The organism is Bacteroides sp. AF29-11 (genome assembly GCF_003602895.1).
Taxonomy (GTDB): domain Bacteria; phylum Bacteroidota; class Bacteroidia; order Bacteroidales; family Bacteroidaceae; genus Bacteroides; species Bacteroides uniformis.
Map to the genome: position 1 here is coordinate 49,942 of NZ_QTLY01000011.1, position 24,709 is coordinate 74,650.

At 45.7% G+C, this 24,709-nt stretch carries 18 protein-coding genes and 1 pseudogene; 11 read left to right on the forward strand and 8 right to left on the reverse strand.

Annotation, left to right across the window (positions count from 1 at the left end; genetic code table 11):
- Positions 1-59: 59 nt before the first annotated feature.
- Positions 60-1,706 (reverse strand): diphosphate--fructose-6-phosphate 1-phosphotransferase, encoded by a 1,647-nt coding sequence (locus tag DWZ03_RS17980; protein ID WP_005826644.1) that lies wholly within the window; start codon positions 1,704-1,706, stop codon positions 60-62.
- Positions 1,707-2,013: 307 nt separating this feature from the next.
- Here DWZ03_RS17980 and DWZ03_RS17985 point away from each other — a divergent pair, with 307 nt between their 5' ends.
- Both DWZ03_RS17985 and DWZ03_RS17990 read left to right on the forward strand, forming a co-directional pair.
- Positions 2,014-2,319 (forward strand): RNA recognition motif domain-containing protein, encoded by a 306-nt coding sequence (locus DWZ03_RS17985; protein ID WP_057088124.1) that lies wholly within the window; start codon positions 2,014-2,016, stop codon positions 2,317-2,319.
- Between the two features lie 79 nt (positions 2,320-2,398).
- Positions 2,399-2,890, forward strand: coding sequence for a cold-shock protein (locus DWZ03_RS17990; RefSeq protein WP_120130488.1), 492 nt, complete (start codon positions 2,399-2,401; stop codon positions 2,888-2,890).
- A gap of 89 nt (positions 2,891-2,979) precedes the next feature.
- On the opposite strand, the gene DWZ03_RS17995 is transcribed toward DWZ03_RS17990, so the two are convergent.
- The 3 genes from DWZ03_RS17995 to DWZ03_RS18005 are packed head-to-tail and all read right to left on the reverse strand — an operon-like array spanning position 2,980 to position 8,766.
- The gene (locus tag DWZ03_RS17995; RefSeq protein WP_057088121.1) at positions 2,980-4,356 is read right to left on the reverse strand and encodes an efflux transporter outer membrane subunit; all 1,377 of its coding nucleotides are present in this window, start codon (positions 4,354-4,356) and stop codon (positions 2,980-2,982) included.
- 17 nt (positions 4,357-4,373) lie between these two features.
- Positions 4,374-7,484, reverse strand: coding sequence for an efflux RND transporter permease subunit (locus DWZ03_RS18000; protein WP_120130489.1), 3,111 nt, complete (start codon positions 7,482-7,484; stop codon positions 4,374-4,376).
- Positions 7,485-7,491: 7 nt separating this feature from the next.
- Positions 7,492-8,766 carry an efflux RND transporter periplasmic adaptor subunit gene (locus tag DWZ03_RS18005; RefSeq protein ID WP_005826657.1) on the reverse strand — a complete coding sequence of 425 codons (1,275 nt, stop codon included), beginning with the start codon at positions 8,764-8,766 and terminating at the stop codon, positions 7,492-7,494.
- A 303-nt stretch (positions 8,767-9,069) separates the two neighbouring features.
- Between DWZ03_RS18005 and DWZ03_RS18010 the strand changes: the two genes are divergently transcribed.
- The 3 genes from DWZ03_RS18010 to DWZ03_RS18020 are packed head-to-tail and all read left to right on the forward strand — an operon-like array spanning position 9,070 to position 10,724.
- A complete protein-coding gene (locus DWZ03_RS18010; RefSeq protein WP_005826660.1) occupies positions 9,070-9,339 on the forward strand; it encodes a hypothetical protein in 270 nt (89 codons plus the stop codon).
- Between the two features lies 1 nt (position 9,340).
- Positions 9,341-9,895: a 1-acyl-sn-glycerol-3-phosphate acyltransferase gene (locus DWZ03_RS18015; protein WP_005826663.1), complete on the forward strand. Its 555-nt coding sequence runs from the start codon at positions 9,341-9,343 to the stop codon at positions 9,893-9,895.
- Between the two features lie 22 nt (positions 9,896-9,917).
- Positions 9,918-10,724 (forward strand): amidohydrolase, encoded by an 807-nt coding sequence (locus DWZ03_RS18020; RefSeq protein WP_005826667.1) that lies wholly within the window; start codon positions 9,918-9,920, stop codon positions 10,722-10,724.
- Here DWZ03_RS18020 and DWZ03_RS18025 read toward each other — a convergent pair.
- From DWZ03_RS18025 to DWZ03_RS18040, 4 genes are all read right to left on the reverse strand, one after another.
- On the reverse strand, positions 10,696-11,397 hold the full coding sequence (locus DWZ03_RS18025; protein WP_016273396.1) for an SIMPL domain-containing protein: 702 nt from the start codon (positions 11,395-11,397) through the stop codon (positions 10,696-10,698). The genes DWZ03_RS18020 and DWZ03_RS18025 overlap by 29 nt on opposite strands.
- Before the next feature lie 1,039 nt (positions 11,398-12,436).
- A complete protein-coding gene (locus DWZ03_RS20470) occupies positions 12,437-12,592 on the reverse strand; it encodes an HTH domain-containing protein (RefSeq protein WP_165852465.1) in 156 nt (51 codons plus the stop codon).
- A gap of 41 nt (positions 12,593-12,633) precedes the next feature.
- Positions 12,634-12,864 carry a hypothetical protein gene (locus tag DWZ03_RS18035; RefSeq protein ID WP_016273394.1) on the reverse strand — a complete coding sequence of 77 codons (231 nt, stop codon included), beginning with the start codon at positions 12,862-12,864 and terminating at the stop codon, positions 12,634-12,636.
- A 342-nt stretch (positions 12,865-13,206) separates the two neighbouring features.
- Positions 13,207-14,016, reverse strand: coding sequence for an ISAs1 family transposase (locus DWZ03_RS18040; protein ID WP_310591525.1), 810 nt, complete (start codon positions 14,014-14,016; stop codon positions 13,207-13,209).
- 813 nt (positions 14,017-14,829) lie between these two features.
- Here DWZ03_RS18040 and DWZ03_RS18045 point away from each other — a divergent pair.
- The 6 genes and pseudogenes from DWZ03_RS18045 to DWZ03_RS18065 all read left to right on the forward strand — a co-directional run bounded on the left by DWZ03_RS18045 (position 14,830) and on the right by DWZ03_RS18065 (position 24,661).
- Positions 14,830-16,587, forward strand: a complete 1,758-nt coding sequence (locus DWZ03_RS18045; RefSeq protein ID WP_016273391.1) for a BACON domain-containing protein — start codon at positions 14,830-14,832, stop codon at positions 16,585-16,587.
- 109 nt (positions 16,588-16,696) lie between these two features.
- Positions 16,697-16,943, forward strand: a pseudogene (locus DWZ03_RS20295) (penicillin-binding protein 1C); the annotation flags it as partial.
- 337 nt (positions 16,944-17,280) lie between these two features.
- Entirely contained in the window at positions 17,281-18,447 is a 1,167-nt protein-coding gene (gene nagA / locus DWZ03_RS18050; RefSeq protein ID WP_016273389.1) for an N-acetylglucosamine-6-phosphate deacetylase, read from the forward strand.
- 95 nt (positions 18,448-18,542) lie between these two features.
- Entirely contained in the window at positions 18,543-20,534 is a 1,992-nt protein-coding gene (locus DWZ03_RS18055; protein WP_005826674.1) for a glucosamine-6-phosphate deaminase, read from the forward strand.
- 169 nt (positions 20,535-20,703) lie between these two features.
- The gene (locus tag DWZ03_RS18060) at positions 20,704-21,582 is read left to right on the forward strand and encodes a DUF4886 domain-containing protein (protein WP_120130490.1); all 879 of its coding nucleotides are present in this window, start codon (positions 20,704-20,706) and stop codon (positions 21,580-21,582) included.
- Between the two features lie 148 nt (positions 21,583-21,730).
- On the forward strand, positions 21,731-24,661 hold the full coding sequence (locus DWZ03_RS18065; RefSeq protein WP_120130491.1) for a xanthan lyase: 2,931 nt from the start codon (positions 21,731-21,733) through the stop codon (positions 24,659-24,661).
- The last annotated feature ends 48 nt before the right edge of the window (positions 24,662-24,709 follow it).

Genomic DNA, 24,709 nt, shown 5'->3' on the forward strand with positions numbered 1-24,709 from the left:
AAAGAAAGGGCGGAATGAACCGCCCCTCCGTTTTATTGTCAACTAGTTGATGCGTCAACTTATTTAGCCTGCTCCAACTGCAAAGTCTTCGTAGCCTGGTCACAAACTTCTGTCGGACCGAAGTACTGGATAGGACCCGGATAAACATAGTCTGTTTCCATAGCCCAACGATCACGCTGAGCGGCGAATGCCTTGAACGGAGCACCGTCCAGCTTCACCAGAGCCTTCTGGATAACCGGCTTCATTTCACCGTGGCGACGTTCCATGTTCATCATCATAGTGATGGGCACACCGCCTGCAATCCATTCTTCGGCAGGAGCAGTAGTGTTGCGTACAGAAGACATGTAACCGGTCTTTCCGTTAGCAATCAATGCAGATGCTGCATAACCCAAAGAGTAGCAGTAGTCAGCATCGAAGTTTGACGGAGCAGCGCAACGTCCTTCGTAACCGAAGAAGTGGTGTTGTGCAGCAAACTTGCCTACGAACTTGCCCTCTTCTTTCCACTGAGCCAGCTTGGTACCCACCATTTCGGACAGCAACTTTTCAGTTTCAATCAGAGATACCTGTACGTTTCCGTGCGGGTCGCGGTCCAGAGACAATTGGCGAGCCACGCCTTCGGGCAAGCTTGCGTAAATGGCAGCATTCTCCGGAGAGAGTTTACGGATGATATAATCGCGTTGGTGAGATTTCTTAATTTGAGCAAACTCTTCTGCATTGGCAGCAAGGAAGTCGTTCAACTCAGCAATCAGACGCTTCATGGCCGGGATGAATTCAACCAATCCTTCGGGGATAAGAACCGTACCGAAGTTGTTGCCCTGGGCTGCACGTTCAGCAACAACCTTGGCAATGCTGGTCACGATGTCGTCCAAAGACATATCCTTAGCTTCAACCTCTTCAGAGATGATACACATATTGGGCTGTACCTGCAATGCACATTCCAAAGCGATATGAGAAGCAGAACGTCCCATCAGCTTGATGAAGTGCCAGTATTTACGGGCAGAGTTACAGTCACGTTGGATGTTGCCGATTACTTCAGAGTAAGTCTTGCAAGCCGTATCGAAACCGAAAGAAGTTTCAATCATATCATTCTTCAAGTCACCGTCGATGGTCTTGGGGCAACCTATTACCTGCACGCCATAATTCTTGGCAGCATAGTATTCAGCCAGTACGCAAGCATTGGTGTTGGAGTCATCGCCACCGATGATTACCAGTGCCTTGATGCCGAGTTCCTTCAGGATTTCATAACCTTTCTCAAACTGTTCTTCCTTTTCCAGCTTGGTACGGCCCGAACCGATGATGTCAAAGCCGCCCGTATTGCGGTATTCATCAATGATGTCAGCAGTCAGTTCCATATAATTATGGTCAACCAAGCCGCCAGGGCCCAGAATAAAGCCATACAATTTGCTGTCTTTGTTCAGCTTCTTGATACCGTCGAAAATACCGGAAATCACATTGTGACCGCCAGGAGCCTGTCCACCGGAAAGGATAACACCCACGTTCATTGCGGGGAAGTTAACCACCTCATCGGTAGTTTCAAACTTAATCAAAGGCATTCCGTACGTGTTGGGGAACAATTTCTTGATTTCTTCCTGGTCAGCAACAGACTGAGTAGCTGCGCCTTCTGCAGCCTTAACAGTTCCTTTCAGCGCTTTCGGAAGTTTGGGCTGATAGGCAGCCCTTGCAATTTGCAATGCACTTTTAGTCATTTCTCTTAATTATTTAAAGGTGTTAGTAAAGTTCCGTTTAAAAGCGTCGCAAATTTCGCTTTTTTTCGTAAGATATGCAAACGAGAGGCCGAAATAATGTATAAAATGACATTTATCGTTTTTTATCCTAAAATAAAAAGGAGAAGAAAGCAATTAACTGATTTATTGTGTTATCTTTGCCGCAAAGTTTGAGTTACGAGTCGTTATCGCATTGTTCTTCTTTTAATATACAACTATTATTAGGCGGTCTCTTCCATAATTATTCTCCATACTCCAATTTAATAATTACAATTAATTAAAATTTCAAATGAACATTTACATTTCAGGTTTAAACTTCAGCACAACAGACGCTGATTTGAGCGATTTATTTTCAGAGTACGGAGAAGTTTCTTCTGCAAGAATCATTACAGACAGAGAAACAAGAAGATCCAGAGGTTTCGGTTTCGTAGAAATGCCGGACGATGCAGCAGGCCAAAAAGCCATTGACGAATTGAACGGTGCTGAATTTGACCACAAACAGATTTCAGTAAACGTTGCACGCCCCAGAGAAGAAAGACCTTCCAATGGCGGCAATCGCGACAGAAGAGGCGGTTACAACTCCAGAAGATATTAATATTCTTAACTACTGACAAGAGCAGGAGGTGTTGTAACAATGCCCCCTGCTTTTTTTATAACTCAATAAATAAAAATACATGGCCAAATCCATCTCCGCAGACAAGCGTGAAAATGAAAAGAAAAGACTCGCCCGACGGGCTGAAAAACAGAAAAAGAAAGAAGAAAAGAAACTATCCAACAAAGCCAACAGCTTTGAAGATATGATTGCCTATGTTGACGAAAACGGCATGATAACCTCTACTCCTCCGGCAGAAAACGCTCCCAAAGAAGAAATAAAGCTGGAAGAAATCGTCATATCAACTCCCAAAAAAGACAAGGAAGAACCGGTCATCCGCAGAGGACGTATCGAGTTTTTCAATGAGTCGAAAGGCTTCGGCTTCATCAAGGACTTATCCGGGGTCGAAAAATACTTTTTCCACATTAATAATGTGCTGACAGATATAGCAGAAAACAATATTGTGACGTTCGACCTTGAACGTGGCCTTAAAGGCATGAATGCCGTAAACGTAGCTCTTGAAGTAGAAAAGGCAAAGGAAAAGAAAGAAGACAAGGAGACTACAGAATCCTAGATGAAATAAGCCAATTATAGAACAAGGGCGTGTATATACCGAATATTTGATGGTATATACACGCCCTTACTGTTTTCTTTAATCACACGTCATTCGGTTTGCCAGCCGCCTCCCAACGCCTTATAGACATTTACCATGGCAATAAGTTCGTCGCGGATGGCATTGCTCACTCCTATTTGGGCATCGAAATAACCACGCTGGGCGTCGAGCACATCCATATAATTGATGACACCGTTGATGTATTGCAACTGTGCCAAATCCACATATCCCTTGGCAGAACGTTCAAGTTTGGCACGCAGTTGGTAGACCTCCTTTATCTTATTGAAATCTACAATGGCATTCTTCGCTTCCTTAAAAGCATTCAGCACTGTCTTTTCATAGCTATGCACTTCGGCTTCAAAAGAAGCCTTCTGTGCATTCAATGCAGCACGGTTCTTTCCCCAACCGAAAAGTGGTGCCAAGACTGCCCCATTCAATAAGGAATAGGGAGATTCCAGGAAATTGGATAACACATCACTTTCCAATCCAAATTGTCCGGTCAGGGCCAAACGGGGGAACATATTGGTATAAGCAACTTTCACTCTGGCATGTTCAGCCCTCAACTGCTGCTCTGCCACACGGACATCGGGGCGACGTTCCAACAAATCGGAAGGCAGACCTACCGGTAAGAACTCCGGCACATCCAGTTCCTGCAGAAAATTGACACGCTTGATACGGGTAGGGAATTCCCCCACAAGGAAGGATATATCATTTTCTTTCAGAGAGATACGGCGTTCCAAATCCGGAACAAGAGTAGCCGTACGAGCCAACTCCACTTGAGCCTGTTGATAAGAGGTCTCCGAGGTCAGCCCTCCTTCAAAACGGATACGCGCCAAGCGCACTCCCTCTTCACGCGCCTTTTGTGTCTGGCGCACAATCTCCAGTTCCGTATCAAGGGCTACCAGCTCATAATAAGCCTGCGCCACTTCGGCAACGATGGTCATGCGCAACGCACGCTGCGCCTCCACACTTTGCAAATATTCGGCCACAGCAGCCACTTTCTTCCATCTCAAGTTTCCCCAAAGGTCCAGTTCCCAAGAGAGCAACGCCTTGGCTTCGTAAGTATTGCCTACATCACGGCTATGACCACCGTAATTCTCCACCTCGCGCTCAGCCTCCACCTTTCCGGTGAGCTGCGGCAGAAGGTTGGCAACACTGATACGTTTTTGGGCAGCCATCTCCTTGACACGGGAAGCTGCAATCAGCATGTCTTTGTTATATTCCAGAGCACGGTCTATCAAAGCACGCAGCGTGCTGTCCGTATAAACTGCCTGCCACTGTTCATCGGCTATGCTCATGCTATCCTGCTGCTGTGCCAGGCTATCCGGCAATGCCATCTCCGGACGCACATAGCTCTTGCCCACCTTGCATGAGGTAAGGGCAAACATACTCAGCAACAAAATAATATATATGTTCTTTCTTTTCATAAACGTTGTCTTTAAAATCAGTCTTTCTTAATCTTATGCTGCACTTTGGCTTTTGTCTTGTATACCAGGACAAAGAAGAACGGTACAAGCACAATACCGAATACAATGGCAAATATCATTCCGAAGAAAACACCCGTACCGATGGCCTGACGGCTCGCCGAGCCCGGTCCGCTTGCCAACACCATAGGAAGCATTCCCAATACAAAGGCGAGGGAAGTCATCAGGATAGGCCGGAAACGGAGTTGGGCAGCATGGATGGCAGACTGTATCAAGTCTCCTCCCTTGTCAACCTGCACCTTGGCAAACTCCACAATCAAAATGGCATTCTTTGCCGCAAGCCCCACCAGCATCACCAAGCCGATTTGGAAATAAATATCATTCTCCAATCCGCATATCACAACGCCCAGATAGGCACCCAAAGCGGCAACCGGCAGTGAAAGCAATACAGCGATAGGCACCGTCCAACTTTCATATTGCGCAGCCAAAAAGAGGAATACGAAAAGGAATACCAGCGTAAGCACAAGACCCGTCTGTCCTCCCGCCTTCTTTTCCTGATAGGAAAGGCCACTCCACTCCAGACCGATATTGTCCGGCAAGTGGTCACGTGCAATCTGCTCCATAATCTCCATTGCCTGGCCGGAACTGTAGCCTTGTGCCGCAGAACCGCGGATGACGGCAGTGGTAAACATATTGAAACGCTTGATACTGCCCGGACCGGTGGTATAAGAGGCATTTCCCAAGGAAGTAAGCGGCACCATCACTCCGTCCTTTGCCTTTACAAAGAACAAGTTGATATTGTCCTTATGCTCACGATAAGGAGCCTCGGCCTGGATATACACCTTATATATACGGTTGAACATATTGAAGTCATTCACATATACTGAACCGGTATAGGCCTTCATGGTAGAGAATACATCCGCCAGGGGCACACCCAGCATTTTCACCTTATCACGGTCCACATCAAAATAAAGTTGCGGTATTTCAGACTGCAAGGATGATGAAAGCCCCGTCAGCTCCTTATGCTTCTGGGCATAATACATCAGCGTATCTGCCGCCTGCACCAAGTTGTCAAACGTCGCCTCTCCACGCGCCTCAAGCTGCATTTCGAAACCTCCCGAGGTACCCAATCCCGGAATGACCGGCGGTGTGGAAAGGTAGACCCTGCATTCGGGATATTCCTTCAGGTCCTGCTCCACATTCTCCATTATCTTATCGATGGAAATCCCCTTACGCTCTTCCCACGGTTTCAGAATAACCGTCAGCTCACTGCGTGCCTGGTTGCTACCCACACGGGGGCTGCTACCCGTCACGTTCTGCACATAGGCCACATAGGGATTCTTCTCCAAGTATTGCACGGCACGGTCGGTCACCACACGGGTTCGCTCCAAAGTAGCACCTTCCGGCAACTCCAACTCTATCTTAAAATAGCCCTGGTCTTCTACCGGCAGGAAGCTGGTAGGCACCAACCGGTGGATAATGAAAATGGCAACCAGTACCAGGCCGAACGCACTCATCAAGCGGCGGGGATTCCTGATGACCCGGTTAATGACAGCCACGTATTTGTGATTGCCCAAGTTCAGCCATTCATTGATTTTGCGGAAAACTATGTTCTTTTTCTTTCCACTGTCGGGCTTCAATATGAGCGAACACATGACGGGACTAAGCGTCAGGGCCACTACCGTAGAAAGCAATACGGAAACGGCGATAGTAATGGTAAACTGACGGTATAACTGTCCGGTGATTCCGCTCAAGAAACTTACCGGCACAAACACGGCACAGAGCACCAATGATGTGGCAATCAAGGCACTTGCCAATCCGTTCATCGCCTTTTTGGTAGCTTCATACGGGCTCAATTTCTCCGTCTCCATAAGATGTTCTACATTCTCCACCACCACAATGGCATCATCCACCACAATACCGATGGCGAGAATCAATCCAAGCAAAGTCAGTATGTTCAGAGAGAAACCGAAAATAAGCATGAAACCGAAGGTACCAATCAGGGAAATAGGTACCGCAACAATCGGTATCACCGTCGCACGCCAACTTTGCAAGGATAGAAATACAACCAGCACCACCAGAATCAGCGCTTCGAACAACGTCTTGTACACTTCGTGAATGGATTCGGAAATATAAGTCGTCATGTCGAAGGGAATCTCATAACTCATCCCCTCAGGGAAATTTGCACTGATTTCCTCCATAGCAGCCTTTACGCTCTTTGCAACTTCCATTGCATTGGCCCCGGGAAGCATATAGATACCGAGAACGGCAGCATTCTCACCGTTGATGCCACTCTCCGTGCTATATGAAGATGCTTCCAATGAAACACGCGCCACATCGCGCAGACGGATAATGGAACCGTTGGCATTGGCACGGACCACAATGTCCTCAAACTGCTTTGCCGAACTTAAACGTCCCTGGGTAGTGATAGGGATAGTAATGTCGAGTCCCTTCACCGGCTGTTGTCCCAAAACACCCGCAGCAGACTCACGGTTCTGGTCCTTCAGGGCATTCTGCAAATCCTGCACCGTCAGTCCGAAGTTGGCAAGTTTGTCGGGCAACGCCCATATCTGCATGGCATAGTAGCGGCTACCGATGTTGGAAACACGTCCCACACCGGGGATACGGCGCAACAAGTCGAGTACATTGATAGTAGCAAAGTTACTCAAATAAATTTCGTCGAACTTCGGGTCACTGGAAGTCAGACAGATAGTCATCAATTGGCTGGGAGCCTGCTTTTCCACAGAAATACCGTTCTGAATCACTTCGGCTGGCAAACGGCTCTCCGCCAGTTTCACACGGTTCTGTATTTCTACGGCAGCCAAATCCGGGTCGGCAGACACGTCGAAAGTGACCGTAGCTGAAAATCCTCCGGAATTAGAACTGTTGGACTCCATGTACAGCATACCGGGAGTACCGTTTATCTCTTGCTCGATAGGGGTTGCCACCGCCTGCGAAACAGTCAATGCACTGGCTCCCGGATAGGAAGCACTGATTTTCACTACGGGAGGCGTTATCTGCGGATATTGGTCTACCGGCAGCATGGTCAGGCCAATGATACCGACAATTACAATCACAATCGATATCACCGCCGAGAATACCGGGCGGTCTATAAAGAAACTTACTTTCATAACATCATTACTTTGAAGGGTTGTTGTCCTTTGATTTATTCTCAGCCGGAGTAGTCTGCTTCGTTTCGGAAACAACCTGCTTGTTCAGAGAATCACTCGTCTGCTCTTCCTCCTTTTTAGGAACGGCAGCCTGGGCACGTACTTTCATACCCGGAGTCAGCTTGTGGAAACCTTCAGTCACAATTTGTTCTCCGGCAACCAGACCACGCTCAACCACCCAATTGTTGCCAAATTCAGGTCCCAGTTCAATGAAACGCTTTTCAACCGTAGAGTCCCGGCGCATCACAAAAATATATGCACCACCTTTCTCAATGGTAACCGCCTTTTGAGGAACGGCGACAGCACCCTCACGTACATCCAGCAATAGCTTAACCTTTGTAAACTGCCCCGGTAACAACACTTTGTTAGGGTTCGGCATTTCGGCACGCACGGAGAATGTTCCGGTCTGAGGGTCCACCTGAGGTTCGGCAAAATCCACATAGCCCTTATAAGGATAGACGGTATTATCCGCCAAAGTAATCGTAATGTTCGGCTGCCAGGAACGTGTAGAGTCCTGACGCCCTATATCGATATTCCGTTCCTTGCTTTTCAGGTAATCCAATGCCGTCATGCTGAAATCTACCAGAACCGTATCACTTTTCACAACCGTAGCCAGCAAGGACTTGCCTCCCGGTCCGACCAATGTTCCCAAATCCACATTTCTTTCACTGATATGTCCCGATAGCGGAGAACGGACCAACGTATATCCCAATTCCAATTCAGCCTGGTCCAAATCGGCCTGGCTCATCGCTACTGAGGCTTCTGCAGTCTCGTAAGCAGCCTGGGCATTGTCCAAATCCAGCTGGCTGGCAGCGTTCTGCGCATAGAGGGGGCGGATACGCTCCAAATCGCGCTTTGCCTTCAATGCCTGCGCTTCATCCTTCTTTAACTGTGCACGAGCTTTGTCAGCCTTTGCCCTATACTGGTCCTGGTTTATCACAAAAAGTACCTGGTTCTTGGTGACATATGTTCCTTCTGCGAAAAGCATATTCTCCAAATACCCTTCCACACGCGCACGTACCTCTACAAACTGCTGAGCGCGAATACGTCCCACGTACTCGCCATATATCTCCACATCTCCTTTTTCCGCAGATTCCACAATCACGGTAGGAGCTTCCGATTCCACCTTCTTAGGCCAAGTCAGAATAACGTAACCTGCCAACAATACCGCCATGCAGGCAACCATCATCAGCAACCTCTTCTTCTTTAGTTTCAATTCTTTTTTCGTAAAAAACTGTCTCATGCTTGTTTGTATATTAAATTTAACCCTGTTTCTTTCTATTAAAGCAAATCCGATGCCAATCTATCACCATCTCATCCATTACGTCTAACAAACTATATATCAAGCAGAAAAGCAGACGGCAGTTCTTTATTCATGGTGGCATCCTCCATTTTTCCCTGTGGAATGTGTCCACAGTTTGTGGAATAATTCCACAAAACTACTAAATTAAAAACACATAAAAACCCTTTTTTGCTCTACACTAACAAAGAAAAACATTATCTTTACCGAAAATAATTCAGATTATTCATTTTAAACGTAAAGATTATGGCAAGTAGAAAAGAACTAAAGAAGAATATAAACTATATTGCAGGTGAATTGTTCACAGAGTGTCTTGTAAACAGCTTATATGTGCCTGGAACAGACAAACAAAAAGCCGATGAACTGATGGCTGAAATTCTGAAAATGCAAGATGAATTCATAAGCCGCATCAGCCACACCGAGCCAGGAAATGTAAAAGGTTTCTACAAAAAACTTCGTGCTGACTTCAATGCAAAAGTAGACGAAATTATTGACGCAATGGGCAAACTGAAATAAGATGAAGAAAGCCTTTTATAGCTTCATTTATTATCGCCTGCTGGGCTGGAAGACAAACGTGACGGTGCCCGACTACGACAAATGTGTAATTTGTGCGGCACCCCATACTTCCAATTGGGACTTATTTATCGGTAAATTGTTTTATGGTGCCATCGGTCGCAAGACCAGTTTCATGATGAAAAAGGAATGGTTCTTTTTTCCTCTGGGACTGATATTCAAAGCCGTTGGCGGCATTCCGGTGAACCGGGGACGTAAATCTTCCTTAGTGGACCAAATGACCGAAAAGTTTGCAAACAGCAAGCATTTCCACCTGGCTATTACACCGGAAGGAACCCGTAAAGCCAATCCCAACTGGAAGAAAGGTTTTTATTACATAGCACTTAAAGCACAAGTGCCCATCATGCTTATCGGGATTGATTATCCTTCCAAGACCATCTCCTCTACCAAGGCTGTCATGCCTACCGGAGACATCGAAAAGGATATGCGCGAGATAAAACTGTACTTCAAGAACTTTAAAGGAAAAAATCCCGAAAATTTTGATTTAGGAAATATCTAATCAGGTATTAAGCATTAATGCCATGCGAATAAGCATCTTGCAAACAGACATCGTCTGGGAAAATAAACAAGAAAATCTCCGTCGTCTCCGCGAGAAGTTAGAAACTCTTCGTGGAACAACGGAGATTGTTGTTTTACCGGAAACATTCTCCACCGGCTTCAGTATGGACACCGCCAGCTTGGCCGAACCCACAACGGGAGAAACCATCGCAACACTGCGCCAATGGTCCGAAGAGTACCGGCTTGCTCTTGCCGGCAGCTATATTGCCTGCGAAACAGCCTCGGAAGGCAGAAAGCCATCCTACTACAACCGCGCATTCTTCCTTACGCCCGAAGGCAATACTTACTATTACGACAAACGCCACCTCTTCCGGATGGGGCACGAGACAGAACATTTCACCTCCGGTAACCGGCGTCCCATCATCCGATATCGCGGCTGGAACATACTGCTGCTTGTATGCTATGACCTTCGTTTCCCGGTCTGGAGCCGCAATACGAGCAATGAATACGACCTCCTGATTTACGTCGCCAACTGGCCCATTCCCCGCCGGAAAGTCTGGGACATCCTGCTGCAAGCGCGCGCGCTGGAAAACATCAGTTATGTCTGCGGTGTCAACCGTATCGGCAAGGACGGCAGAGACATTCCACACAGCGGAGGCAGTGTGGTCTACTCTCCGAAGGGGGAAGTGCTTGCCACTGTGCCCGACAACGAAGAGGCGATTGCCACCGCCTCCCTCAACCTTTCCTCCCTGCAGGAGTTCAGGCTAAAGTTTCCCGCTTGGAAAGATGCGGACGAGTTCGTTATTTCTTCAAATAATAGTTCACAGTAGTCACTACACGTACGCTTTTTATATAAGGAGTATAGGCATCGCGGTCACTTATGGAGAACTGCCCTTGCGAGGCATTGCGGATTTTCCCCAGTTCACTGTCCGAATCCTTGGCAAACTTCTCGGCTGCAGCACGAGCGTTCTTCGTGGCCTCCTCTATCATTCTGGGCTTCACTTCGTTGAGACCGGTGAATTCATAAGACACATTATATTTATAATCCCCTCCCGTGATGGCAATACCCTGCTTCAAGAGTTCAGCCTGCCCCGACATGAGCTTACGCACCCTATCCACATTCTTGGAAGTGACAGTGATGACAGACGTGGCATTATAACGATAGGCCACGTTGCGGTCAACGTAACGTTCGGCCTGCATGTCAATCACTTCGGGCGGTGCAATACTGATTTCCTCCTTCTCAATACCATTGTTTTCAAGGAAACTCACGATGGCAGCGTTTTTCTTCTCCATATTGGCATAAAGCAGTGCAGGGTCATTACCTATGTCTTTGTAGACAAGAGGCCAGACTACCTTGTCAGCAGGCACTTCCATTTCGGCCAGCCCTTTCACACTGACCACACGATCCTTATTCACAAAATTGTTGATACCGCCTTTTACCATGATTCCCAACAAAAGCAGCCCCACGGCTATGATGGCTGCTTCTACTTTCCAGCTTTTCATACATTGATATTTTAGAGTTTATAAACACACACAAATATAACAAACCCAAACGGAAAAAGAAGTGCGATGGATAGTATTTTTATGATTCCGCATAAATACCACCGATGGGTTAATGGGAATTTATTTCACCACAGAGGACACGGAGTTCTTTCTCTTTTTATGAGCTAAAACTATCATTTAAGGGCGATAACTCCTCTAACTCCCTTAAATGAAAGAGCCGTGTCTACTCCTCTATTAAGATAGCGCATTGTATGCAAGGAGAAGAGATTCTTCGGGCTAAAGCCCTCTGAATGACAGATACTACGGATTTGAATTTATTAAAAACCTCCGTGTCCTCTGTGTCCTCCGTGGTGAAATTTAAATCATTATTTAGGCAGTGCCGCGCACTGCCACACTTCATCGTCCCAAATGCCACACTTTATCGCCCCAAATGCCACAGGTTTCGGGTGGTGAGGTGTGGCATTCCGGACGATGAAGTGTGGCATTTCGACCGGACCACGGCGACAAACAGATTGCTTTCAGCCACAAGCCTTTTCATTACTCCCAGACTCGTGTAGATATACAAAAAGCAACAGCAGCAGTCGATTCCTATTCTGATGATGCTGTTATTATTTCTTTGATAAATTATAATCTACTTCTATTATTTATTCTTTTTCACGTTGTTTTCTGCGCGCCTATCGTCGATTATAGCAATGGCATTTGCAGAATTCAACACGCCCTTTGTGGTTATCGGCAAAACATCCCTTTCATTTGCAGTTTTCAACATAGTTTTCAGGGCAATCCTTTTAAGTAAAATCGCTGTTTTTTAGGGCTTCTTTTATAAGAAATGGTTCGTTATAAAATCACATAGCGTTTAAGATATTCATGCTGCCCTATAGAGGTAGCTATCTCAATTAGTTCTTTGACAAACTTATCACTTATCTTTCTGTTCGGTTTAAACCCGCTCAAAAATCTTTTGAGCATATATGAGCGCAACTTACCTTACATTCGCTTGATTTTTTGGATAAAGCAAACAGACGAATAAAGGTAATTGAGTGTATCACTCAATTACTTTCCATTTCCCATATTTATTGCCACCTTCCCGCGTTATGATTCCTTGTTCTTTAAGAAAAACAATGTGTTTTTGTATGGCAGATTCAGATACTTGAAGTCTTTCAGGTAATTCTTTGCGTGGAATATTCGAATTTTCTTTCAATCGGTTAAAATCAATAAAGAATCTTCCCGGATTCTGAAATTCTATGCAATCATTATAAACTCTGTTAGGAGACCGTCAATGACAGCACCAATCTTCCGGCAAAAAGCCTCATCATTTAAGTTGTTGTAAGCAAACTCACTATTGAACTGTTGAATGCTGCGGCGATAGGTTTGCAACGAGACAGTGTTAATATCTTCCATGCCTATGCCGGGTATAGTCACCTCAGAACGGATTCCGAATGCTTGGTCGCACTGTATTGCCAGAATTTCCATATCTGTAGCACGCTGATCGCCACTACTGGTACGAATAAATGTATTCGCCAGGTTGTTGCTAAAGAAGACGGGCTTTATCGGAGAAGACGATATATAGAAATGTAAATAGTATATTTGACATGAAAAAGAGTTCTTATAGAAACTATTTCAGAGAGTTACAAATTTCGTCGAAGACAAGAAGTGTCAAACTCCCACATTACATATATAGTTTCAATAACCACGGTTTTTTCATTTAACCTTTGATTTAAGGGTACAATCCCCCTACCCATGTCAGTGCGGCATGGGTGAAAATTTCGTTGTTGATAATCAACTTGTTACGAATATATCAAATCTATATTTTTCTCATTTTTGATTCAGAAAATGCAATACGTTAGTGAAGTTTACCGATAACTCCCTTATTATTTCAGCCGTCCCCTTTCTCTTATCTGATATTTTTTTCCTTCTGTTCTTCCAAACTGCAATCAGTGCCAACACCATCCTTTGAATTGTGTCCGGGTTCCTGGCCGACCGTTCAGCTTTACGCTTTATGCTGTCTTGCCGGAGGTTGCGGTCAAGATCCCAGTGCATGCTTTCAATAGCCCAATACTGTTTGGTTATCTGACTAAGCCGCCCTGCACTGCTATCCAGACTTGAAATGTACAGCCGCTGTTCAGATGTACTCCTGCCATCAGACTTTTTCTCTGTAGATGTGAGTATTTCTATGACTGTCAAATTCCCATTCCATTCTTCCCTGTCAGCAATAAGTTCTTCCCCACAGTATATACAGCATACCCTTGACTCAATCCTGCCGTGTTCCAAGCATGGGCTTTCCTTATAAATGTCAGTTGGGGTGGCGGTCTTTATAGAATCTTCAAGTCCATAACGCAAAGAACTTTGATTCGCCTTGAGTTCGATCACGAAGTCCGCTCCTTTATCTCTAATCTTGTCTATTATTACCTTTTGGAATGACATGGCATCCGCTGTGACTACACATCCTAAAACGTCCAGTTTGTCCAATAACCGGGGCACAGATTTAATTTCATTACTTTTCTCCTTGCAAACATCAGTAGCCAAAGTAAAACCCGAACGGAGTGAATATGCAGATACAATATCGGGGTTACGTCCGTTCTGGTACAAGGTACCTCGCATGGCCTTGCCGTCGATGCAAATGATGTCCGTTGCCGAAGCGGGGGTCTCTTTACGGAAAACTCGGCAAAAGCAGACATTCGTTCAGCCATCTTTTCGTCGTCTATGCTTTGAAACACACGGCAAAGCGTAGCTTCTGAAGGTAATCCATACGGGAATAGCCCTTTCGCCTGCAGGCGTTTCAAGTGACGTTTGCCAAATTGAAGTATGTCAGCCCTGGTAATACACTTGCTGAGCGTCCCCCAATATGACAAGCATGAGTATGTCTTCAAGTTTGTGCTTGAAGTTTCCCCTGCTTGTTCTGCGGTATTCAAGGACTGAGGATACAAATTCCCTCAAATGAGTCATGATGCTGCCACGAAAACAGTCAAGGTGTTTCTTCTTTAGTATTATTATACGCAAAAGTTGTATATCAAGGAAATAAATCATATTTTTGCTATCGCAAAAACAAAGGCGAAAGACAATATCGATATCCTATCACTATTGAATTCCCCCTATAAAAAAAATAAAAATGAACGATAAGAAGAAACCCCTAAGGCGGTGCTTCCGCATCGTTGCGCACGAATATAGGGATTTTTACGGCAACAACAAGCGATAAACAATATTTCTTAAATGAAAAAGCCATGTTCAATAACACCTAAAAATATTTTGTATTTTTTAAAAATATATTTATTTTTGTCCATTATAGAATGATAAAGAAAATATAAACCCATTTTCGTTATACAAACTTAGAATCTACTAGGAGCCGCCTAACCCAAACGAGTTAAAGTATCATATTTTCTATTTTATAAATTACTATTGAGATACAAATAATAAATAATATCCAACTCTAATAATGCTATGAAGAAAATATTAATACTATTAGCATTTGTGATTGTAGGAATGGCATGTAAAGAAGATAATACAAACGAAGCTCCGTCAATCATAGTTCCGGGAACTGAAAATCTTAAACCGGCCTTTTCATCCGCAGGTGGAAATGCTACTATATCGTTTACAGCCAGTAAAGAATGGACAGCTTCAGTAATGGAAACACGCTCAATAGGATGGTGTAAAATAGAGCCCAATAATGGCCGGGCAGGAAAAGCACAAATAAGCATCACTACCATTCCAAATGACAGCCAAGAAGTACGTTCAGCAACCATTACTATCAATTGCGGCTCTGTAAACCAAAGCATTCTAGTGACACAAAAAGGTAAATCATCACAAGAACCTACATTTACTTTAAGTAAAAAATCAGAAAGAGTTTCCTCCTCAGCTGGTCAACTAATAATTAGCATCAAAACTAATAGTGCGCCATGGAATATTACAGACATATCACCATGGTTGAAGGTATCACCAGAAAAGGGTGATAATGATACAGTTATCACCATCAGTTATACTGAAAATACAGAAACCGAAGAGCGTGAGGGAACAGTATGTTTTGCTGCAGGAGATTACATGGAAAAATTTACAGTAAAACAAAGTGCAGCAAATACAGCCATCAGTATTACACCTTCCATACAAGAAGTAAAAGCTGCTGCGGGTAGTTTCAGTATAGACATAAATACCAATAACATCCATTGGACTACCTATGGGGTACCAGAATGGGTAGAACTTAGCGAATCTTATGCCACTGGAAATAAAAGAATTACAGTATCTTACAAGAAAAACACATTAAACAAAAAACGTTCTTGTGAGATATATTTCAAAACAGAATCAGCATCGCAAACCTTAACCATTATACAAGAAGCCGCCGATGCAGTAATCTCATTAAATATTTATTCTCAAAAAGTCACTAATATAGCAGGTTCATTTGACATAACCGTTACTACTAATGAAGCTCCATGGGAAACAAATATAAGTAACAATAGCTGGGTAACCCTATCCCCACCATCCGGAAATGGAGAGACCAAAGTAAAAGTCAGATATTCAGCCAATACCGGTTATAAAGAACGGACTGAGCAAGTACTTTTCAAAAGCGGAGAGATTATACAAGTCCTTAATATAACACAAGAAGCAACAGAAATCTTCTATCCCGAAATAGCTCTTGACATTACGTATAAAACAGTATCAGCAGAAAAGGGGTATTTCGAAATCAACGTCTCATCAAATGCGGACTGGCATACTGAGAATGTGTCAGACTGGTTATCAGTCAATCCATCAGAAAAACAATTGAAAGACATGCCAGCTGGCAAAATCCCAGTCAAAATAGGATATGAGGCCAATACTAAAAGTAACAAACGTATAGGCTCTGTAACATTCAGGACTAAAGAGGACGGTGCAAGTGCGACTCTTAGAATAGAACAAGAAGTTAAATCTATTATTGGGATATATCAGGGAAGCATTAATATAGGCGAGGAACAAGCTACTCTTATTTTACAATTTGCAAAAAACAATGTTGCTAAATTAACAATTAAAGGAGATGGAGAAACTGAAACTATGACAGGAACATGGGAACAAAATGAAGAAAATATAAAGGCCACATTCCATATAGATGATGCCATAATAGCTATCAATGGTATGTTAGACGAGAATTACCAACAGATATATAGCTCATTAGATTATTCCGACCCGGAGGATAAAGTTTCACTACCACTTAAACTATCAAGAATTGACTAAGGGTACTTTCAGGAGATAAGATGAAATTATACCCGAATACAGTTAAAAAAATTACCCATCACTAAAAAAGGTAATACTTATAGCCTTTGAAGATGGATAAGATTTATAGTTATTACCGGGTATTCCTATCAATATAAACGGAGTTACCTCAAAAACTTCAGTCTACAGTTCAAAGGTGACGCTCCGGAATCAGAGGCTTTGGCACGTTTGCTTAATATACCCGCCGTAACGATGTAACAGCGTTATAGCATCTCTAAGTTCCATAACCTTTTGCAACAGATAGGCCTAAAGACATTGAACCGCCTCACTTCTCATTATGGCTATCTCTCATCCCAGGCGAAACAGAAGCAACGGTGTAGGCGTAACCAAGATTTCCCTCCAGTCTCCCCAGGCAAACGTTCCCTCACCACCATAGATGGTGAAAAAACATACAATATCTACTACTTTTCTGTGAATAGGAACTGATAGATTAGCTATTCTCTCCTCTATGGAGGAACAAAATAAGAATAGGCATCTTTCTCTATGCATTGCAAATCATACAGTTTTATCTAATAAACGTCCATTTTTAGAGTATTTAATGAAAATACCTAAAAAGAAGGAGTACATCTTCTCCAAAAAGTACCTATTTTTGCCCTCCGAAACAATGTCAAAACGACAACATGATTAATTTAACAACTCTAACCCCCAAATCCTATGTTGACCCAACTTATCAACGCCCGCATCCTTACCCCGCAAGGATGGCTTAAAGACGGCTCTGTACTCATCAGAGACGGAAAAATATTGGAAGTGACCAACTGTGACCTTGCCGTAATCGGTGCACAATTGATAGACGTAAAAGGTATGTATGTACTCCCCGGTGGCGTGGAGATTCATGCTCATGGCGGTGGAGGCCGTGATTTTATGGAATGTACCGAAGATGCCTTCCGTGCAGCCGTCAAAACCCATATGAAATATGGAACGACCAGTATTTTCCCCACCCTCTCCTCCTCCACCGTCCCCATGATTGAGCAAGCAGCCGAAACCTGCACCAAGCTGATGGAAGAAAAAGACAGCCCTATCCTCGGCCTGCATCTGGAAGGGCACTACCTGAATATGGCGATGGCAGGCGGACAAATCCCCGAGAACATCAAGAGTCCCGACCCCAACGAATATATTCCCATCGTAGAAACCTGGTCTTGCATCAAGCGCTGGGACGCTGCCCCCGAACTTCCGGGAGCCATGCAGTTCGGAAAATACATCACCGCCAAAGGTATCTTGGCATCGGTAGCCCATACGCAAGCGGAGTTTGAAGACATCCGTACAGCCTACGAAGCTGGCTATACCCATGCCACCCACTTCTACAATGCAATGCCCGGTTTCCACAAACGCCGCGAGTACAAATACGAAGGCACGGTAGAAAGCATCTATCTGCTGGACGACATGACGGTGGAAGTGGTGGCCGACGGCATCCATGTCCCTCCCACCATCCTGCGACTGGTCTACAAGATAAAAGGCGTAGAACGCACCTGCCTGATAACCGACGCCCTGGCATGTGCCGCAAGCGACAGCCGGGAAGCCTTTGACCCGCGCGTTATCATCGAGGACGGAGTCTGCAAGCTTGCCGACCATTCTGCCCTTGCCGGCAGCGTAGCCACCATGGACCGACTGATACGTACCATGGTACAAAAAGCCGAAATTCCGTTGGCAGACGCCGTACGCATGGCTTCTGAAACCCCGGCAAAGATTATGGGCGTATACGACCGCAAAGGCTCCCTCCAAAAAGGCAAGGATGCCGACATCATCGTCATGGACGAAGACTTGAACGTAAGAGCCGTATGGGCCATGGGCAAACTTGTACCGGAAACCAATACAATCTCTTAATTAATCTTCAACAACATGCGAATGAACATTGTTTTTCGTATATTTGTTGATTGAAAGAACAGCGCAATACTTAATCATTTATTAATATTCAATTTATGAAAACCAATCTAAGCTCTCAAATCACTCTCAACAGAGTCTCCCCCAGGTACTACAGACCTGAGAATGCATTTGAACGGTCGGTATTGACCCGACTGGAAAAAATCCCGACAGATATTTATGAGTCTGCGGAAGAAGGCGCCAACCAGATTGCCCTTGACATTGCACAGTTAATCCGTGACAAGCAAAAGGCGGGACGTTTCTGTGTCTTGGCACTGGCAGGCGGTAACTCTCCGCGCAATGTATATGCAGACTTGGTACGTATGCACCAGGAAGAGGGATTAAGTTTCCGCAACGTAGTCATATTCAACCTCTACGAATATTATCCATTAGCTCCCAATGCCATCAACAGCAACTTCAACGCATTGAAGGAAATGCTGATAGACCATGTGGACATTGACAAACAGAATGTTTTCACCCCCGACAGCACCATCGCCAAAGACGCCATCTTTGAATATTGCCGTCTTTACGAGCAGCGCATTGAAAGTTTCGGTGGCTTAGACATCGCTTTGCTGGGCATTGGCCGTGTAGGTAATATAGGTTTCAATGAACCGGGTTCACGCCTGAACTCTACCACTCGTCTGATATTGCTGGACAACGACTCCCGCAATGAAGCTTCCAAGATGTTCGGTAGCATTGAAAATACCCCCATCAGCTCCATCACCATGGGAGTAGCCACCATCCTCTCGGCAAAGAAAATATATCTGCTGGCATGGGGTGAGGAGAAAGCGCAAAAGGTGAAAGAATGCGTTGAAGGTCCGGTAACAGATACTATCCCTGCATCTTATCTGCAGACTCACAACAATGCACATGTAGCTATCGACTTGTCTGCCGCCGCCAATTTGACGCGTATCCAACGCCCCTGGCTGGTAACCTCCTGCGAATGGAACGACAAGCTCATCCGCAGTGCCATCGTCTGGTTGTGCCAACTCACCGGAAAACCCATTCTGAAACTGACCAACAAGGACTACAACGAAAACGGTCTGAGCGAACTGCTGGCATTGTTCGGCTCAGCCTATAACGTGAACATCAAGATATTCAATGACCTGCAACATACCATCACCGGATGGCCGGGCGGCAAGCCGAATGCTGACGACACCTATCGTCCTGAGCGTGCAAAGCCCTATCCAAAACGTGTGGTCGTATTTTCTCCGCATCCCGATGATGACGTTATCTCCATGGGAGGCACCATCCGTCGTCTGGTAGAGCAGAAACATGACGTGCATGTGGCTTACGAAACTTCCGGTAACATTGCCGTAGGCGATGAAGAAGTTATCCGCTTCCTGCACTTCATCAACGGGTTCAACCAAATCTTCAACAACAGCGAAGACCAGGTCATCAATGACAAATATACTGAAATCCGTAAATACTTGAAGGAGAAGAAAGACGGTGACATGGATACACGCGACATCTTGACCATCAAGGGACTGATTCGCCGTGGCGAGGCACGCACTGCATGTACATACAATAATATCCCTCTGGATCACTGTCATTTCCTTGACCTGCCATTCTACGAAACGGGCAAGATACAGAAGAATCCTATCAGCGAAGCAGACGTGGAAATTGTACGCAACCTATTGCGTGAAGTGAAACCCCATCAGATTTTCGTTGCCGGCGACCTGGCCGACCCGCACGGCACACACCGTGTTTGTACGGACGCCGTATTTGCCGCCATTGACTTGGAAAAAGAAGAAGGTGCCAAATGGTTGAAGGAATGCCGCATCTGGATGTACCGCGGTGCATGGGCCGAATGGGAAATCGAAAACATCGAGATGGCTGTGCCCATCAGCCCGGAAGAACTGCGTGCCAAGCGTAACTCTATCCTGAAGCATCAATCGCAGATGGAAAGCGCACCGTTCCTGGGCAATGACGAACGTTTGTTCTGGCAACGCAGCGAGGACCGTAACCGCGGAACAGCTGCCTTGTATGACAGCCTCGGACTTGCTTCCTATGAGGCGATGGAAGCCTTTGTGGAATACATTCCGCTATAAACGGATAAAATATTAACAATAGGATGAGATGTATTGCTCCGGCAATGCATCTCATTTTTTCATGTCTCAGCCTTCTTATATTCCCAAGGAATATTTGCAGATATAAAAACAATCAAATAATTTTGTTACTTATTTATCGAAACGACAAAACTTAAAAACAAACACCATTATGAAAAAGTATGCTATCAACATCCTTGTCATTTTATTCCTACTCACGCCATTTACATTGTTTGCAAATGGATGCCATGCCAATAACGACACCATCAAAGTATTGGCAATAGGCAACAGCTTTTCACAAGATGCAGTAGAGCAATATTTGCACGAACTGGGAGAAGCTGAAGGTATCACCATGATTATCGGCAATATGTTTATCGGAGGATGTTCACTGGAACGGCACGTACAAAACATACGCAACAACGCTCCGACCTATGCCTATCGCAAAGTAGAGAAAGACGGGGAAAAAACAGAAACCCGGTCAATGACTATTGAGAAAGTACTGGCCGATGAGAAATGGGACTATATCAGTGTTCAGCAGGCCAGCCCTTTGTCTGGTATCTATGACAGCTACAAAGCTTCCCTACCTGAATTGGTTAACTATATCAGGGAACGAATTGGAAAGGAAACCGTATTAATGATGCACCAGACATGGGCTTATGCTACCAATGCCAACCACACCGGATTCAAAAACTATGACCAGAACCAAATGAAAATGTACACCAGCATTGTGGATGCAGTAAAGAAAGCCGCCAACCTGGTGGGTATCAAGAAAATTATCCCTTCGGGAACCGCCATACAAAATGCACGTACCTCCTTTATCGGCGACCATATGAATAGGGACGGATACCACCTTGACTTAACCATAGGCAGATATACAGCTGCCTGCACATGGTTTGAGGCATTGACCCATCAGAATGTAACAGAAAACCCATATTCTCCCGAAGGAATGGACCCAATCCATAAGAAAGCAGCTCAAATGGCTGCGCACAACGCCATCCTCTATCCGGACAAAGTTACGGAACTGACAGAACTGAAAAAGATTGCCGATTAATGCTTTTTAATTCTTAAGACTTACTTATATGTCTGCAAAATAATAAAAAGAAAGTAACCCGCTCATCAGTGAAGCTTTCTTTTATGTACTTTTGCACGCACCACCGTCTGGTAAAAGCAGATATTGGCAACTTCAATATTTCATCAGTATGAAAAAACTTATCCTAACCGGCATATGGCTCTTGTGTGGATTCCTCCTTCCAGCACAAGAACTAGAGCAGAATGTGGAAGAACGCCTCCAGACATTCTTTAGGAAATACACCACCCATACGGCCAACATCGGTACCTGCAAGCTGGATAGTTTCCGCATTGACTTCCGGAAGAAGAAATTGCTTGTCTATACAAACGAGCGCTTTGCCTACCAGCCTCTACGGCCTGAAACCGTTGATGCCATTTACCGCCATCTGGGACAAATCCTGCCAGGACCGGTGAACTATTTCGACCTCACCGTCTTTGCTGACGGGAAGAGCATCGAAGAGCTTATCCCCAACCTCTACCGGAAAGGGAAGAAAGACAAGGCACGTCTGTTCAGCCACCTGGAATACAAAGGTACCCCCTGGGTAACCCGTACCTCGCGCCCCTACGACATCACCCGCGGACTGGAAGGACGCCACATCGCCCTTTGGCAAAGCCACGGGAAATATTATATCAATGACAAGGACAAATGGGGATGGCAACGCCCGAGGCTGTTCTGCACTACAGAAGACCAGTTCACCCAATCCTTCATCCTGCCCTACCTCCTGCCCATGCTGGAGAATGCAGGAGCCAATGTATTCACTCCCCGCGAAAGGGACACGCAGAAGCAGGAAGTCATCGTAGACAATGACGGTAGCCTGAGCGGACATGGAGGACAAGGTTCCCTTTATCTGGACGTGAAAAGCCGGAAAGCACGTTGGGAACAGACCTCCCGACCCGGATTTGCCCAACGGAAACGAATCTATCAGGACAATGAAAACCCTTTCCTCTCCGGCACGGCACGCTTTGCCAAAACTGAAAAGAAGAAAGACAAGGCTTTTGCCGAATGGGTACCCGATATTCCGGAAACGGGAGAATATGCTGTATACGTATCTTACCAAACACTGCCGGGCAGCGTAAGCGATGCCAAATATCTTGTATTTCACAATGGAGGCGTCACGGAGTTCAAGGTGAACCAGCAAATAGGAAGCGGCACATGGGTGTACCTCGGCACATTCACTTTTGACAAAGGCCGGAACGACTACGGCATGGTGGTATTGAGCAACGAAAGCAAAGAGAAAGGCGTGGTCTGTGCCGATGCCGTCCGCTTTGGAGGAGGCATGGGCAACATTGCCCGCGGAGGACAAACCAGCGGCTTGCCCAGATACCTGGAAGGCGCACGCTACTTTGCCCAATGGGCAGGCATGCCCTATCCCGTCTATGGAGGCTATGAGGGAAAGAATGATATGAACGACGACATCAACGTACGTTCCCGTACAGTGAATTACCTTGCAGGAAAATCACTATTCAACCCAACGGAAGAAGGTTTGGGCATCCCCTTTGAAATGAGTATGGCCCTGCATAGCGATGCCGGTTTCAGTAAGGAAGATGAGATTATAGGCACTCTCGGCATTTATACCACCAACTTCAACAACGGCCGACTGCATGCCGGTACAGACCGCCATGCCTCCCGTGACCTTTCGGACATTCTGCTAACGCAGTTGCAGCGTGATATCCGCTCTACCTTCAACGTAGACTGGACACGCCGCAGCCTATGGAACCGCAACTACAGTGAAACACGCCTGCCCGCCGTCCCTTCCACCATCGTAGAACTGTTGTCGCACCAGAACTTCGCAGATATGCGCTTGGGACATGACCCTAACTTCAAGTTCACCGTCGGGCGTGCGCTCTATAAAGCCATTCTGCAATACATATGCAGCCAGCACGGCAGAGACTACGTTGTCCAACCCCTTCCCGTCAGCCACTTTGCCATCCGCTTCGGTCAAAAGAAGAATACTTTAGAGCTTTCCTGGCAAGGAGAGGAAGACCCGTTGGAGCCGACTGCCAAACCACGTGAATACATTGTATATACACGTATCGGTCGTGGAGGATTTGACAATGGCGTACGCGTCAGCTCCCCATCCCACACCGTAAAAATAGAACCGGGCATCGTCTATTCCTTTAAAGTAACCGCCGTAAACCGGGGTGGCGAAAGCTTCCCTTCGGAAATTCTTGCCGCCTACAAGGCAAAGCGTGAAAAAGGACAGATACTTATCGTCAACGGATTCGACCGCATCAGCGGGCCTGCCGTTATAGACACCCCCGATGCGGCAGGCTTCGACTTGTCACAAGATCCCGGCGTACCCTATCTCTATGACATCTCCCTCTGCGGCGCCCAGCAGAATTTTAGCCGGAAGGAAGCAGGACGACGTCTGGGAGAGAGCAGTGACGAATACGAAGGCATGAAAATCATCGGAAACACTTTCGATTACCCCTTCGTACATGGCAAAGCCATCCAGGCAGCCGGAAATTACAGCTTCGTCTCATGCAGCGACGAGGCTGTGGAAAAGGGCATCCTCTCATTAGAGGATTATCCGATAGTGGACTATATCCTCGGACTTGAGAAAGAAGACAATTCCAGCAATCCGGCACGCAATACCTACTACAAAACATTCTCCTCGCCCATGCAGCGCATACTGACTTCCTATTGCCAGTCGGGAGGTCATCTCCTGGTCAGCGGTGCCTACGTAGGCAGCGATATGGACAGCTCGCAGGGCAATAAAGAATTTATTCAGAATATCTTGAAGTACCGGCATGGCAACTCTCTGAAAACAGACGGGGACAAAATCGCTGTCCGGGGACTGGGGCATACCTTCACCCTTCCCCGCCTGCCGAATGAGCAAAGCTATCCGGTCACTTCCCCTGATTGCATCCTGCCCATGTCTCCCGCTTTTCCAGTCATGACCTATGCCATCGGCAACACACCCGCCGCCGTAGCCTATCAAGGCAGTGATTATCGCACTTTTGTCATGGGATTCCCTTTTGAAAGCATCCGGGAAGAAACATCCAGAAATGCAATTATGGCCTCCATACTCCGCTTTCTCACCACAGATTACACAGATTAACACAGACAAAATAGCAATCCCTATAAATAATCTGTGAAAATCTGTGTA

Excerpts from the sequence above, each read along its gene's own strand:
- DWZ03_RS17980 (WP_005826644.1), bottom strand. The coding sequence starts at position 1,706 with ATGACTAAAAGTGCATTGCAAATTGCAAGGGCTGCCTATCAGCCCAAA.
- DWZ03_RS17985 (WP_057088124.1), top strand. The coding sequence starts at position 2,014 with ATGAACATTTACATTTCAGGTTTAAACTTCAGCACAACAGACGCTGAT.
- DWZ03_RS17990 (WP_120130488.1), top strand. The coding sequence starts at position 2,399 with ATGGCCAAATCCATCTCCGCAGACAAGCGTGAAAATGAAAAGAAAAGA.
- DWZ03_RS17995 (WP_057088121.1), bottom strand. The coding sequence starts at position 4,356 with ATGAAAAGAAAGAACATATATATTATTTTGTTGCTGAGTATGTTTGCC.
- DWZ03_RS18000 (WP_120130489.1), bottom strand. The coding sequence starts at position 7,484 with ATGAAAGTAAGTTTCTTTATAGACCGCCCGGTATTCTCGGCGGTGATA.
- DWZ03_RS18005 (WP_005826657.1), bottom strand. The coding sequence starts at position 8,766 with ATGAGACAGTTTTTTACGAAAAAAGAATTGAAACTAAAGAAGAAGAGG.
- DWZ03_RS18010 (WP_005826660.1), top strand. The coding sequence starts at position 9,070 with ATGGCAAGTAGAAAAGAACTAAAGAAGAATATAAACTATATTGCAGGT.
- DWZ03_RS18015 (WP_005826663.1), top strand. The coding sequence starts at position 9,341 with ATGAAGAAAGCCTTTTATAGCTTCATTTATTATCGCCTGCTGGGCTGG.
- DWZ03_RS18020 (WP_005826667.1), top strand. The coding sequence starts at position 9,918 with ATGCGAATAAGCATCTTGCAAACAGACATCGTCTGGGAAAATAAACAA.
- DWZ03_RS18025 (WP_016273396.1), bottom strand. The coding sequence starts at position 11,397 with ATGAAAAGCTGGAAAGTAGAAGCAGCCATCATAGCCGTGGGGCTGCTT.
- DWZ03_RS18035 (WP_016273394.1), bottom strand. The coding sequence starts at position 12,864 with ATGGAAATTCTGGCAATACAGTGCGACCAAGCATTCGGAATCCGTTCT.
- DWZ03_RS18045 (WP_016273391.1), top strand. The coding sequence starts at position 14,830 with ATGAAGAAAATATTAATACTATTAGCATTTGTGATTGTAGGAATGGCA.
- nagA (WP_016273389.1), top strand. The coding sequence starts at position 17,281 with ATGTTGACCCAACTTATCAACGCCCGCATCCTTACCCCGCAAGGATGG.
- DWZ03_RS18055 (WP_005826674.1), top strand. The coding sequence starts at position 18,543 with ATGAAAACCAATCTAAGCTCTCAAATCACTCTCAACAGAGTCTCCCCC.
- DWZ03_RS18060 (WP_120130490.1), top strand. The coding sequence starts at position 20,704 with ATGAAAAAGTATGCTATCAACATCCTTGTCATTTTATTCCTACTCACG.
- DWZ03_RS18065 (WP_120130491.1), top strand. The coding sequence starts at position 21,731 with ATGAAAAAACTTATCCTAACCGGCATATGGCTCTTGTGTGGATTCCTC.